The sequence below is a fragment of the Actinotalea fermentans genome (assembly GCF_007991475.1).
GTDB lineage: Bacteria > Actinomycetota > Actinomycetes > Actinomycetales > Cellulomonadaceae > Actinotalea > Actinotalea fermentans.
Genome location: NZ_BJYK01000009.1, coordinates 383,602 through 397,258 on the forward strand (window position 1 = coordinate 383,602; position 13,657 = coordinate 397,258).

General features: G+C 75.8%; 11 protein-coding genes. 8 read left to right on the plus strand and 3 right to left on the minus strand.

What is annotated here, in order from left to right; translation table 11 throughout:
- The first annotated feature begins 283 nt into the window (after positions 1–283).
- The 5 genes from manD to AFE02nite_RS13735 all read left to right on the plus strand — a co-directional run bounded on the left by manD (position 284) and on the right by AFE02nite_RS13735 (position 6,288).
- Entirely contained in the window at positions 284–1,555 is a 1,272-nt protein-coding gene (gene manD, locus AFE02nite_RS13715; RefSeq protein WP_052114081.1) for a D-mannonate dehydratase ManD, read from the plus strand.
- Complete coding sequence (locus tag AFE02nite_RS13720) at positions 1,545–3,626, plus strand: alpha-glucuronidase (protein ID WP_146819831.1); 2,082 nt, start codon at positions 1,545–1,547, stop codon at positions 3,624–3,626. The genes manD and AFE02nite_RS13720 overlap by 11 nt, the downstream gene beginning before the upstream one ends.
- An 87-nt stretch (positions 3,627–3,713) precedes the next feature.
- Entirely contained in the window at positions 3,714–5,696 is a 1,983-nt protein-coding gene (recQ, locus tag AFE02nite_RS13725; RefSeq protein WP_407643106.1) for a DNA helicase RecQ, read from the plus strand.
- A gap of 40 nt (positions 5,697–5,736) precedes the next feature.
- Positions 5,737–5,970 carry a ribbon-helix-helix domain-containing protein gene (locus AFE02nite_RS13730; RefSeq protein WP_034249045.1) on the plus strand — a complete coding sequence of 78 codons (234 nt, stop codon included), beginning with the start codon at positions 5,737–5,739 and terminating at the stop codon, positions 5,968–5,970.
- A 3-nt stretch (positions 5,971–5,973) separates the two neighbouring features.
- Positions 5,974–6,288, plus strand: a complete 315-nt coding sequence (locus tag AFE02nite_RS13735; protein WP_034249046.1) for a type II toxin-antitoxin system PemK/MazF family toxin — start codon at positions 5,974–5,976, stop codon at positions 6,286–6,288.
- A gap of 10 nt (positions 6,289–6,298) precedes the next feature.
- Here AFE02nite_RS13735 and AFE02nite_RS13740 read toward each other — a convergent pair whose 3' ends face one another.
- Positions 6,299–7,060, minus strand: coding sequence for a DUF624 domain-containing protein (locus tag AFE02nite_RS13740; protein ID WP_146819832.1), 762 nt, complete (start codon positions 7,058–7,060; stop codon positions 6,299–6,301).
- A gap of 246 nt (positions 7,061–7,306) precedes the next feature.
- On the opposite strand from AFE02nite_RS13740, the gene AFE02nite_RS13745 reads away from it, so the two are divergent.
- Positions 7,307–8,323: a LacI family DNA-binding transcriptional regulator gene (locus AFE02nite_RS13745; RefSeq protein WP_034249047.1), complete on the plus strand. Its 1,017-nt coding sequence runs from the start codon at positions 7,307–7,309 to the stop codon at positions 8,321–8,323.
- 13 nt (positions 8,324–8,336) lie between these two features.
- Positions 8,337–8,798 carry a tRNA (cytidine(34)-2'-O)-methyltransferase gene (locus tag AFE02nite_RS13750; RefSeq protein ID WP_034249048.1) on the plus strand — a complete coding sequence of 154 codons (462 nt, stop codon included), beginning with the start codon at positions 8,337–8,339 and terminating at the stop codon, positions 8,796–8,798.
- Between the two features lie 83 nt (positions 8,799–8,881).
- Here the strand turns inward: AFE02nite_RS13750 and AFE02nite_RS13755 are convergent, their stop codons facing one another.
- On the minus strand, positions 8,882–9,862 hold the full coding sequence (locus AFE02nite_RS13755; protein WP_186814562.1) for an NAD-dependent epimerase/dehydratase family protein: 981 nt from the start codon (positions 9,860–9,862) through the stop codon (positions 8,882–8,884).
- Positions 9,863–10,035: 173 nt separating this feature from the next.
- On the opposite strand from AFE02nite_RS13755, the gene AFE02nite_RS13760 reads away from it, so the two are divergent.
- Entirely contained in the window at positions 10,036–10,395 is a 360-nt protein-coding gene (locus AFE02nite_RS13760) for a hypothetical protein (protein ID WP_052114102.1), read from the plus strand.
- Positions 10,396–10,419: 24 nt separating this feature from the next.
- Here the strand turns inward: AFE02nite_RS13760 and AFE02nite_RS13765 are convergent, their stop codons facing one another.
- Positions 10,420–13,635 carry a DUF6807 family protein gene (locus AFE02nite_RS13765; RefSeq protein ID WP_146819834.1) on the minus strand — a complete coding sequence of 1,072 codons (3,216 nt, stop codon included), beginning with the start codon at positions 13,633–13,635 and terminating at the stop codon, positions 10,420–10,422.
- Positions 13,636–13,657 lie beyond the last annotated feature (22 nt).

Consider the following 13,657-nt stretch of genomic DNA (forward strand, 5'->3'; position numbering starts at 1 on the left):
GCGGGAACCGGTTGGCGATCCGCCCCAACGAAACCGGGACCTCGGGCGTCGTACAGGTCGGAGGGGCCGTGGAGGGCGGCCCTTCTGATCGACCGGCTCGGCGAGAACGTGGCTCACGGTCGGTGGCGTGGCGACTGCGCAGGGGGCGGTCGCCACGCCACCGGCCGTGGTCATCAGCTGTGGGTGAGCGCCTGCTCTCGGTGGGGACCCCGCCGTCGGGGGGTGGCTCGTAGGGTGTCGGAGTGGACTCCCTGGACCCCGCCGTCGACCGCACGGACGCCCGATGACGGCCACGCCGACCGGCCCGTCCGCCCGCACCTCCGCCGGTACGGCGATCCGCTCGGCGGAGGTGCTCGTCACGAGCCCGGGGCGCAACTTCGTCACGCTGCGGGTGGTCACCGAGGACGGCGTCGTCGGCCTCGGCGACGCCACCCTCAACGGGCGCGAGCTGGCCGTGGCCAGCTATCTCACCGACCACGTGGTGCCCCTGCTGCTCGGCCGGGACGCGCACCGGATCGAGGACACCTGGCAGCTCCTCTACCGCAGCGCGTACTGGCGGCGCGGGCCGGTGACGATGAGCGCGATCGCCGCCGTCGACATGGCGCTGTGGGACATCAAGGCGCGCCTTGCCGGGATGCCGCTGCACCAGCTCCTCGGCGGCGCCTCGCGGACGGGGATCATGGCGTACGGCCACGCGTCCGGCCGCGACGTCCCCGAGCTCCTCGACTCGATCCGCGCGCAGCTGGCGGAGGGCTTCCGCGCGATCCGCGTGCAGACCGCCGTCCCGGGCATCGACAAGGTCTACGGCGTGTCGGCCCGGCCCTCCACGTCGGGCCGCTACGACTACGAGCCCGCCCAGCGCGCGCCGCTGCCCGCCGAGGAGGACTGGGACTCCGCCGCCTACCTGCGCCACGTCCCGGGTGTGCTCGAGGCCGTCCGGAACGAGTTCGGGCCCGCGCTGCCGCTGCTGCACGACGCGCACCACCGGCTCACGCCGATCCAGGCGGCACGCCTGGGCAAGGCGCTCGAGCCCTACGACCTGTTCTGGCTCGAGGACTGCACGCCCGCCGAGAACCAGGAGACGCTCCGCCTCGTCCGCGCCCACACGACCACGCCGCTCGCCATCGGCGAGGTGTTCAACACCGTCTGGGACTATCAGACGCTGCTCCGCGAGCAGCTCATCGACTACGTGCGGTCCTCCGTGACGCACGCCGGCGGGATCACGGCGCTGCGCCGGATCCTCGACGCGGCGGCGCAGTACCAGATCAAGTCCGGGCTGCACGGGCCCACCGACGTCTCCCCGGTGGGCATGGCCGCGGCGTTGCACCTGGACCTCGCGATCCACAACTTCGGCATCCAGGAGTACATGCAGCACTCCGGCGCGACGGAGTCCGTGTTCCGGACGTCGTTCAGGTGGGAGGGCGGGTACCTGCATCCGGGCGAGCACCCTGGCCTGGGCGTCGAGTACGACGACGACGCAGCCTCGCGCTTCCCGTACCAGGCGGCGTACCTCCCGTTCACCAGGCTCAAGGACGGGACCGTCCATGACTGGTGACGCGGCGGACGCGCGGGGGCCGATCGCCGCGTCGCCGACCTGGTCGCCGACCTGGTCGCCCGCCTGGCTGCCGGACGGGGCGCTCGCAGCGCTCGGCCGTCGGCGGGTGCGGGTGGCGGGCTCCGGGCCGCTCGTGGGCACGGTGCGGGCCGAGGTGGCCGCCGCCACGGCACGCTGGGGCGGCGCGGTGGTCGACGACGAGGCGCCGGCGGACCTGATCCTGGCGGTGGCGGCCGACGCCCGCCCCGTCGGCCCGGAGGGCTTCACCGTCGAGCGGTCGGCCGGCTCGCTCACGGTGCGCGCGGCGACCGGGTACGGGCTGCTCCAGGGCCTGTGGCACGTGGTCCGGTACGGCGAGGCAGCCTTCGCGGCGGACGGCGGCGCGCCCGCGCGCGTGGTCGGCGCGTTCGCGCCGGCCGAGCCGATCCGGATGCTCGACCACTGGGACAACATGGTCGTCCACCCGGTCATGGGACAGGTCGAGCGCGGGTACGCGGGCGGTTCGCTGTTCTTCTCGGACGGCCGGGTGCGCGACGGCGCGGCCGACCTCGGACGGGTCCGGGCGTACGCGCGTCTGCTGTCCGCCACGGGGGTCAACGCGGTCGCGGTGAACAACGTGAACGTCGGACCGACGGAGGCGCGGCTGCTGACCGAGCACCTGCCCGGCGTCGCCCGGCTCGCGGAGGCCTTCCGGGCGTACGGCATCCGGCTCTACCTGTCGGTCTCGTTCGCGGCCCCGATGACGGTGGGCGGGCTGCCCACGGCCGACCCGCTCGACCCGGCGGTGCAGCGGTGGTGGTCGGCGGCGACGGCCGCCGTGTACGCGGCCGTGCCGGACTTCGGCGGCTACGTCGTCAAGGCGGACTCCGAGGGCCAGCCCGGCCCGTTCGCGAACGGCCGCGACCACGCCGACGGCGCCAACCTGCTCGCCCGCGCGCTCGCGCCGCACGGCGGCACGGTCTTCTGGCGGGCGTTCGTCTACGACCACCGGCAGGACTGGCGCGACAGGTCCACCGACCGGGCCCGCGCCGCCCACGACCACTTCGCGCCGCTCGACGGGCGGTTCGACGAGAACGTGGTGCTCCAGGTGAAGTTCGGGCCGATGGACTTCCAGACGCGCGAGCCCGTCTCGCCCGTGATCGCCGCCATGCCGCGCACGCGGGTGGCGGTCGAGCTGCAGGTGACGCAGGAGTACACCGGGCAGCAGAAGCACGTGTGCTACCTGGGCACGCAGTGGTCGGAGGTCCTCGGCTTCCGGTTCTGGGGGGCCGACGGCCCGAGCGTGGCGGACGTCGTCGGCGGGCGCGGGCCGGCTCGCGCGGGCGCCGGTGCGGGCGGGCGGGCGGCGGGCGTCGTCGGCGTGTCGAACGTCGGGACCGACGAGCACTGGACCGGCCACCCGCTCGCGCAGGCGAACCTGTACGCGTTCGGCCGCCTCGCGTGGGACCCCGGCCTGGCGCCGGAGGCCGCGCTCGACGAGTGGGCCCGCCTGACCTTCGGCGACGACGACGCGGTGGTGGCGGCGCTGCACCGCCTCATGGACGACTCCGGTCGCGTCTACGAGAGCTACACGGCGCCGCTCGGCGTCGGGTTCATGGTGACGCCGGGCAGCCACGACGGCCCGAGCGTGGACGGCTACGAGTACAGCCAGTGGGGCACGTACCACTTCGCCGACCGCGACGGCATCGGCGTGGACCGGACGCTCGCCACCGGAACCGGCTATGCGGGGCAGTACCCGTCGCCCTGGCGCGAGACGTACGAGTCGCTCGAGACATGCCCCGACGAGCTGCTCCTCTTCTTCCACCACGTGCCGTGGGAGCACCGCCTGCGGTCGGGAGCCACGGTGGCCCAGCACGTCTACGACTCGCGGTGGGACGGCCACGCGCGGACGGTCGAGATGATCGCGGAGTGGGCAGCGCTGCGCGGTCGTGTGCCCGACGACGTGCACGACCGCGTCGCCGCGCGTCTCGTCGAGCAGGAGCGCAGCGCCCGCGAGTGGCGCGACCAGGTCCGCACGTACGTGTACCGGAAGTCCGGCGTCCCGGACTCGCGGGGCAACCCGATCTGCTGACCGGCGCGGCATCGACCGCATCGACGGGGCGGCATCGACGGGGGCGGCGCCGTCGGGGGTGGCTCGTAGGGTGTCGGGGTGAACTCCCTGGACGTGGCCGACGGCTGGGCGCTGCTCGAGCCGCCCTACGACCCGGAGTTCGACGACGCTCCGCCCGCCGGGCCGCCTGCCGTGACCGGACCCGCGACCGGGCCGGCGCCGAGCGGTCACGCTGCTCCTGCGACGCCGTCGGGCGCCCGCGCACCCCTGGCCACCGACCCGCTCGAGGTGCTGCACCGGGTCTTCGGCTACGAGGCGTTCCGCGGCGCGCAGGCCGAGGTCGTCGACACGGTCGTGGCCGGGGGCGACGCGCTCGTCCTCATGCCCACGGGAGGCGGCAAGTCGCTCTGCTACCAGGTGCCCTCGCTGGTGCGGCCGGGGACCGGCGTCGTGATCTCCCCGCTCATCGCACTGATGCAGGACCAGGTGGACGCCCTGTCCGCGCTCGGCGTCGCCGCCGGGTTCCTCAACTCGACGCAGCGGCCGGACGAGCGGGCCGCCGTCGAGCGCGCGTTCCTGGCGGGCGAGCTCGACCTGCTCTACCTCGCGCCGGAGCGCCTCTTCGTGCCCTCGACGATGGCGCTGCTCGACCGCGGGACCATCGCGCTCTTCGCGATCGACGAGGCGCACTGCGTGTCCCAGTGGGGGCACGACTTCCGGCCGGAGTACCTCCAGCTGTCGGTACTGCACGAGCGCTGGCTGGGGGTGCCGCGCGTCGCGCTCACCGCGACCGCCACGCACGCGACCCGCACCGAGATCGTCGAGCGCCTCGCGCTGCACGACGCACGGCAGGTGGTCGCGAGCTTCGACCGGCCCAACATCACCTACCGGATCGTGCCCAAGGACAACCCACGCGCGCAGGTGCTCGACCTCATCCGCACCGAGCACGCCGGGGACGCGGGGATCGTCTACTGCCTGTCCCGCGCGTCGGTGGAGCAGACGGCCGAGTACCTCAGCGCGCACGGCGTGCCGGCGCTGCCGTACCACGCGGGCCTGGACCGGGCCGTGCGCGCGGCGAACCAGTCGCGGTTCCTGCGCGAGGACGGCCTGGTCATGGTCGCGACCATCGCGTTCGGGATGGGCATCGACAAGCCCGACGTGCGGTTCGTCGCGCACCTGGACCTGCCCAAGTCGGTCGAGGGCTACTACCAGGAGACCGGCCGGGCCGGCCGTGACGGGCTGCCGTCGACGGCGTGGCTCGCGTACGGCCTGCAGGACGTGGTGCAGCAGCGTCGGCTCATCGACTCCTCCGAGGGCGACGCCGCGCACCGGCGCCGGCTGAGCGCGCACCTCGACGCGATGCTCGCGCTCTGCGAGACGGTGACCTGCCGGCGTGCGCAGATGCTCGCGTACTTCGGCGAGGAGTCCGGACCGTGCGGCGCGTGCGACACGTGCCTCGAGCCGCCCGAGACCTGGGACGGGACCGTCGCGGCGCAGAAGCTGCTGTCCGCCATCGTGCGCCTGGAGCGCGAGCGCGGGCAGCGATTCGGTGCCGGGCACCTCATCGACGTGCTGCTCGGCAAGGCGACCCCGCGCGTCGAGCAGCTGGGCCACCGGTCGCTGTCCGTGTTCGGCGTGGGCGCGGACCTGTCCGACGGCGAGTGGCGCGGCGTCGTCCGGCAGCTGCTCGCGCAGGGGCTGGTCGGGGTGGACGGCGACGGCTACGGCACCCTGCGCACGACGCCGGCCAGCGCGGACGTGCTCTCCGGCGCCCGGACGGTCGCGCTCCGCCGGGCACCGGCCCGGGCGACGAAGCCCGCGCGGAGCCGCCGGGCCGCCGGCACCGCGGCCGTGGCCGCGGACCTCGACGCCGGGCAGACCGCGCTGTTCGAGCGCCTGCGGGCCTGGCGGGCCGCGACGGCGAAGGAGCAGGGCGTGCCCGCGTACGTCGTCTTCCACGACGCGACGCTGCGCGAGCTGGCCCAGCGCCGCCCGACGACGCCGGCCGAGCTGGGCGCGGTGTCCGGCATCGGCGTCGCCAAGGTGGAGCGCTACGGCGCGGGCGTGCTCGCGGTGATCGCCGAGGGCTGAGTGCATCCCGGATCGGGATGCACGGGGATAGGCTCGCCTCATGAGCACGCAGATCGCGGTCCGCCTGCCGGACGAGATGGTCGCCTTCCTCGACGAGGCCGTCGCGTCCGGGAAGGCCCCGAGCCGCGCCGCACTGGTCGCCTCCGCGGTCGAGCGAGAGATGCGCCGGCTGCTCGCCGAGCACGACGCGGAGATCCTCTCCCGGCGCGGAGCCGCCGACGACCTCGACGACCTCGTCCGCTGGACCGCGGCGAACTTCGACGTCGAGCCCTGACCGGTGCGTGAGATCTGCCTCGTCCGGCTCGACAAGACTCGCCCGGCACTCGTGCTGACCCGCGAGCCCGCTCGCGCCGCCATGACGAAGGTGACCGTCGCACCGATCACCACCACCGTGAAGGGGCTGACGAGCGAGCTGCTCCTCGGGCCGGAGAACGGCCTCGACCGACGCTCTGCGGCCAGCCTCGACAACGTGGTGACGGTGCCCACCAGTCTGCTCGGCCGGACCGTCGGCTTCCTCACGGCCGAGCAGGAGACCCGGCTGGCCCGTGCCGTCGTGCTCGCCTACGACCTCGACGTGCCGCTGCTGGGGTGAGAGCTGAGGGTCAGTCCTCGTCCACGGCAGCCGCCTGGCCGCCCTCCGCGGTACCACCCTCCGCGCGCGCCTCCCCGCCGACGACGAAGCGCCGCTTGACCTCCTCGGCGATCGGCATCCCGTTGCGCCAGAGCAGGAACGTGAGGAGCGACGCGAGCGCCATCGGCAGCCACGGGCCCACGAACCACGCGGCCGCGACACCCAGGCCCACGATCGCGAGCGCCCCGACGGACGCGAACGGCTTGGCGACGACGAAGAACACGGCGATCCGGACGACGTCGCCGGTGCGGAAGCTGAAGAGCGAGGCCACGAGCAGCGCGTGCAGCGTCCACACCGCGACGAGCACCGCGGCCACGACGCCGACGACGCCGAACGCGATCGGGGCGCCGTTGCCGCGCAGGTTCGCCAGGTTGACCCCGAGCAGCACGAGCACGACGAGCGCGGGCACCCACAGGCGCAGGACGTCCGCCCAGTTCAAGCGGTAGCCGCGCCAGAAGTGCCGCGCCGGGGAGAGGTCACGGTCCTCCGTGAACCGCCGCCAGGCGAACAGGGCCGCCGCGAGCGCGGGCCCGACCGGGATGCCGAGCACGACCATCAGCGGCACGTTCACCCAGCTCGGCTCCAGGAACGGCAGCCACACGAGCGTCGGCACGGTCGTCAGCGCCACGAGCGCCTCGACCACGACCCACCACACCACGAGGGCCGGCACCAGCGGTGGCCGGGCGCCGGTGGTCTCGTCGTCGGCGCTCGTCGGGGCGGCTGGCTCGGTCATGGGGCCACGGTATCGGCGCGCGGGCGGCCGTCCTCCCGGACTCCGGTCCCGCACGCGGCGAAGCCCGAAACTATCGGCCCGCCACGGGCCCACCGCCCCGACGCACGGCCCGCCCCTGCCCGCCGCGCCGATGGTCCAGCCGGGGCGCCGACCAGCAGATGGACCACCTGCCCGAGACGCACGGCCGTCACCCGATCGGCGGTGCTACGGTGGTCGAAAATTGCGACCCGACACCGAAGGATCCTCGTGGGCAACGGAGCTCCGACGACGACGATCGCCGCCATCGCACGTGACGCAGGGGTCTCGGTGCCCACGGTGTCGAAGGTGCTCAACGGCCGCCCCGACGTCTCCCCCGCCACCCGGGCACGGGTGGAGGCCGCGATCGAGCGGCACCAGTACCGGCGCCGTCGGGCGAAGGCCGGACCGGGCTCACGCCTGATCGACCTGGTCATCCACGAGCTCGACTTCGCCTGGGCGGTCGAGCTCATCAAGGGCGTGGAGCAGGTGGCCGCGGCCGCGCGCGTCGGCGTCGTGCTCTCGGAGCTCGGGGGCGCGCACCGCCCGCCGCAGGAGTGGCTGGACGACATGCTCGCCCGCCCGCCGCTCGGCGTGATCCTGGTCCTGTCCGGCCTGGACGTGTCCCAGCGCCGGCAGCTCGCGGCGCGCTCCATCCCCGTCGTCGTCGTCGACACCGCGGGCGAGCCGCCCACGGACGTGCCGACCGTCGGCTCGGGGAACTGGAACGGCGGGCTGGTCGCGACCCGGCACCTCATCGGCCTGGGCCACCGGCGCATCGCCGTCATCGCGGGCCCGGCGGACGTCATGTGCTCGCGCGCCCGCATCGACGGGTACCGCACGGCACTCGAGGAGGCCGGGCTCTCGCTGGACCCGAAGCTGGTGCGGCACGGCGACTTCTTCGTCGGCGGCGGCTACACCCACGGCGCGGCCCTCCTGGACCTGCCCGAGCCCCCGACCGCGATCTTCGCGGGCAGCGACCTGCAGGCCCTCGGCGTCATGCGCGCGGCCCGCGAGCGCGGCCTGCGCGTGCCGGAGGACCTGTCGATCGTCGGGTACGACGACCTGCCGGTCGCGGCCTGGATCGGCCCGCCCCTGACCACGGTGCGCCAGCCGCTGCAGGAGATGGCGGCGACCGCGGCGCGCATGGTGCTCGACCTCGCGCGCGGGGAGGCGCCGTCCAACCTGCGGATCGACCTGGCCACGGAGCTCGTGGTGCGGGAGAGCACCGCGCCGCCGCGCGCGTGAGGCGGGCGGTGGCGTGATCCGGGTGATGTTCCACTCGCCGCGCATCGCGGGGAACACCGGCAACGCGATCCGGATGTGCGCGGCGACGGGCGCGTGGCTGCACCTGGTGGACCCGCTGTTCGAGCTCGACGAGCCGCGGCTGCGCCGGGCCGGCCTGGACTACCACGACCTCGCGCACGTCGTGGTGCACGCCGACCTCGACGAGGCGTTCGCGGCGGTGGCCGACGCGCGGGTCGTCGCCTTCACCACGCGCGCCCGGCTGCGGCACACGGACCTGGCGTACCGCGACGGCGACGTGCTGCTCTTCGGCCCCGAGCCCACCGGGCTGGACGACGCCGTCCTCGCCCACCCGCGCGTGACCGAGCAGGTGCGCATCCCGATGCTGCCCGGCCGGCGCTCGCTCAACCTCGCGAACGCCGCGGCGGTCGCCGCCTACGAGGCCTGGCGCCAGCTGGGCTTCCCTGACGGCGTCTGACCTCGAGTGGAACGAAGGTGCCGTGATCGGGGCTCGAGTGGAACGTCGTGCTCCATCTTCGTTCCACTCGGGGTCGGTCGGAGCTAGGGACGGATGGTGAGCGCGGACACCGATGCCGGCAGCTCGTGCGCGAGCTCGCCAGCCGGCAGCGCGCGCACCCAGTCCCAGGTGTCGCGGACGATGTCGGCCACCGGCCTGCTCGCCAGGCCGAGCTCGCGCGCGCGGGCCGTGCCCACCGCCCACGCCGTCAGGGCGGTCTCGCGGGGCAGCCACAGCGGCAGGTCTGCCCACGGCTGGACGCCGGCCTCGAGCAGCCGCGCGTCGGGCAGCGGCAGCGGCACGCCCGCCGAGCCCTCGGTCGCGGCGACGGCGGCACGGCACGCGTCGAGCAGGCCGGTGAACGTCGTCATGCCGGCCGGCCCCGTCGCGTTGACGGGGCCCGCCCAGCCCTCCTCCGCACCCCGGACCAGCCACTCGGCCAGGTCCCGCGCGTCGACGACGGCGACCGGCACGTCCGCGTCGCCGGGCACCACGACCTGCGGCTGGGTGGCGCACCGGTGCAGCCAGGCGGTCAGGCGCCGGGTCCGGTCACCGGGCCCGACGATGAGCCCGGCGCGGGCGAGCAGGGCCCGCCCGTCCGTCGCGGCGGTGAGCACCCGCTCGCTCTCGGCCTTCATCGGGCCGTAGTCGGCCAGGTCCGCCGTCGGCGGGAAGATCGGCGCCGACTCGTCGGGGACGGGCCCGGGCGGCCAGCCCGCGTACGCGCTGATGCTGCTCACGTACACGTACCGCGGCACGCGGCCGAGCACCTCCCCCGCGGCGCGCGCGCCCGCCACGGTGTAGCCGCAGACGTCGACGACGGCGTCGGGCAGCCCGGGCAGCGACGCCACCGCGCGCGCCAGCGAGGCGGCGTCGTCGCGGTCGGCGACGACCGCCCGCGCACCCGGGGGCGGGTCGCCGCGGCGGCCGCGGGACACGGCCGCGACCTCGTGCCCGCGCGCGAGCGCCGCCCGCACCACCCACGTGGACAGGAACCCGGTGCCGCCGAGCACGACGATGCGCATCGGCTCACCCTGTCGGCCGCACCTGGGGCGCGTCGAGCCCCGTTCGCCGACGGCAGAGGGACCGACGTCCCCTGTCGGCGCGCCCACCTGGGCCGATGATCCGTTCGGCCGTCGCGAGACCCGCGTCCGGTCGCGCGACGACGCCCGCACACCAGCGGGGCACGAGGAGTTCGATGGACGCCGCCACCGAGGTCGTCGGGATGCTCGCATCCCTGTCGTCCTTCGTCATCTGGGTGCCGCAGGGCCGGCGCGTGTGGCAGGCGCGTCACGAGCCCGCGCAGCTGACCGGCATCGCCGTCAGCACCCAGGCCATCTCCCTCGTCGGGAACGTGCTGTGGTCGCTCTACGCGATCGGCATCGGCTCGTTCTGGCTGGGTGCGCCGGGCATCGTGAACATCCCGATCCTCACCATGACCGTCGTCGTCCTGCGCCGGCACGCCCGCGAGCGCGCGCTCGGGACGACAGCGACGTCGCCCGCCGGGGACGTGCCCGACGGCGCCCCGGCGGCACCCGAGGTCGTGCTCGCGGCCTGAGGTACCGCTCGCTCGCCGAGCGGCTCAGCCGCGCGACCACCACGGGCGACGGCGTCGCTCGTCCTCCTGCTCGGGGGTACCGAACAGGGACAGGTCGGTGGGCGGTTCCTCGGGCGTCTCGTGCCGGTCGTCGGCCGGCGGCGGGGGTGCCCACGGGTTGACCGGCTCGGGGGGCACGGGCAGGAGCGGCGGCGGCGTCCAGACGGAGGACTCCGCCGCGGGCTCCTGCGCACCGTCCTCGGCGCGGCCGGCGGCGGCATCGGCGGCGTCGCCGCCTTGGTCGGGGTGGCCAGCACCGCTGGAGTAGCCGACCTCGTCGACGTCACCGGTGTCGCGGTGGTCCCCGACGGCGTCGGCCGGGCTCGCGTCGACGGCGTCCTCCTGCGGCTCCCCGAGCACGGGCGCCCAGGCAGGGCGCGCGATCGGGGCCGGCTGACCGGGGACGTCACGACCGGGCGTCTCCGGCGTGGCGGTGTCCGGGCCTGCGGCGTCGGGGCCAGCGGCGTCGGGGCCAACGGCGTCCTGGCCAGCGGTGTCCCCGCCGAAGGGCGGCGGGCTGCCGAGGACGGGACGGTCGAGGTCGGGGCCGGCAGACAGCTCGTCGAGCCAGCTGAGGGCTGCGGCGGCGTCGGGATCGAGGGACTCGGCACCGAGCGTCGGGCCATCCACGCTTGGGGCGTCGGCCACGGGGGCCCCGGCCATGGCGGGCGTGGGCGGCGGGGGCGGCGGGGTCCAGACCCACGCCGAGGCCGCCGGGACGACACCGCCGTCGGCGACGTCGAGCGGCCCCGCGTCGGACTCCGCTGCGTCCGGCAGCTCGGCGTCCGGCTGGTCGGCACCCGACAGCACCTCGGCCGGCTCCTCGGCGGTCGGCTCCTCGGCGGCCGGCTCCTCGACGGCCGGTCCGTCGCCGGCCGGCTCCTCGAAGGCCGGTCCGTCGCCGGCCGGTTCGTCGACGGCCGGTTCCGCGAACCCGGGCCGGTTCAGGGCCGCCGGCTCGGGGCGCCAGGGGATGGCCCACAGGTCGGCCGGTAGCACCGTGCCCACGGGCGCTGGCCGAGCCGCACTCGGGTCGCGCACCACCGTCCACTCCGGGAAGTCCTCGTCGACCGAGTGCGCCTCGTCGACCGGCTGCGCCTCGATGGCGGGCTCCGCGCCGTCCGAAGGTTCGCCGTCGGGCTCCACGGCGTCGGGTCCCGGGGGCGGTGGCACGGGCAGGAACACCGGGACGAACGGGGCGTCGACGGTCGGCGCAGGTGCGGGCGGCGGCGGGGGCGGCGGCACGGACGCGGCGCGCGCCCACGCGGACTGCCGCGTCGGCGCGGGTGCAGGGGCGGGCGGCGACGGCGGCAGGACCGGCTCCGCGTTCGCGTCAGCGCTCGACTCGTCGGCGTCGGTCCCTGCTCCGGCGTCGTCTGCCTCCGCCGCGGCACCGGCCGCGTCGTCAGCCGACCAGGGCTCCGCTGGCTCGACGCGCGGGTGCTCCGCCGTGACGGCGTCGACCGGCCCCGCCGGGGGCGGCGGCGGAGGCGTCCACGTCCACGTCTCCCCGAACGGCGACGGGAGCTCCTCGTCCGGCTCGTCCTCGGGCGGGACGGCCGGCAGCACGAGCGCATCCGCCTCGGGCTGCGGCTCCTCGGGCTGCGGCTCCTCGGACTGCGGCTGGCCGACCTGTTCCGGCGCACCGAGGTCCTCGACGGGCTCCGCCTCGGGCTGCTCCTCCGCCGGGACCTGGTCAGGCTCGGCATCGTCCACGGCAGGCTCGGCCTCGACCTCGAGCTCCGGCTCGGCTTCGACCTCGGCCTCCGGCTCCGGTTCCGGTTCCGGCTCCACCCCAGGCTCGAGTTCAGCCTCCGGGACGGGCTCCGGCTCCGGCTCCACCGCGGGCTCGAGTTCAGCCTCCGGCTCCGGCTCCACCGCAGGCTCGAGGTCAGCCGCCGGCTCCGACTCGACCTCGTCCTCCGCCGGCGCCTCGGGCTCGTCCGGGGTCTCCGGCTCGGCCTCCTGCGGCTCCTCCGCCTCCTCGGCCGACGCCTCGGCTCCGGGCTCGGGCTCCGCCGCTACGTCGGGCTCCACGAGGTCCGGCACCACGACGTCGGGCACCACGGCAGCGGGCACCGCAAGCGGCACCTGGGCGATGAGCGGCACAGCCACGGAGGTCGGCGCCACCGCCGCAGCAGGCGTCCCGGCGGCGTCCCGCTCATCCTCGGGCTCCGCCGGGCCCACCGGCGCGGCCACCACCGGCGCGGCGACCTGCGACGCGACCGCCGCCTCGGCCGCCTCCGCGAGCCGGCGGGCCTCCCGCCTGGACAGGAACGTCCCGAGCGTCGGGGGCGGGGGCGGCGCAGCCGCGGCCGCGATCGCCTCGCGCCCCAGCGCCGCCAGGTCGGCCGCGCTGGCGACGTCGGCGATGCCGTCGCCGACGACCACCGCGTACCGGAACGTGCGGGTCGCGTCCGGCGGGAGCTCCAGCGGCCCGTCGCGGAACGGCGTGGGCGCGAGGGCGGCGAAGGGCTCGGCACCGGCCGACCAGCGCGCCGGGTGCCCGGGGTTCGCCTCGTCGTCGACCAGGACCACGGTCGACGCGGCGCCCGTCCCGTCGTGCCGTCCGGTGAAGCCGACCCACGCCGCGGCCTGCCCGTGCATCGCGCGGGAGGCGGCGCCGTCGGGCAGCAGCAGCGTGCCGCCGGTGAACGAGCGGGGCCCGCACCAGGCCAGGCCGCCCGCCCCGGGGTCGGCGCCGTCGGCGCCGGCCAGCGGCAGGTCGGCGCCGCTGATGTTCGTCAGCACGGACTCCCAGGCGAGCACCCACACGTCGTCGGCGGCGACGGAGACCCGCAGCGTCCGGCGCTCGCGCACCAGCTCGGGGCCGGCGTCGAGCCCGGTGCGCGACCGCCCGTGCCAGACCAGCTCGTGCCCGAAGGCCACGTGGTCCGTCCGCTCCCGGATCTCCGTGAAGTGCTGGTGGTCCATCGACCCGCGCTCGGCGGCCGGCCCGGGACCGCCCCAGAGGTCGTGCTGCCCGACGCGCGGGACGGCGAACGAGAGCCCGCGGTGCCAGGGCGCGTCGTGGGGCCGCGCGAGGGACACCACCTCGCCGCTGAGCGCCCGCACCGGGTGCAGGTAAGGGCGCGGCGCCTGCCCTGCGGGGTCGTCGGGCAGGTGGATGTAGGTGAACAGCTCCCGGCCGTCGTACGCGACGCGCACGACGAGGGCGACATCGAGCGTCAGGCGGGGCACGGGGCCGTTCCTCTCATCACGC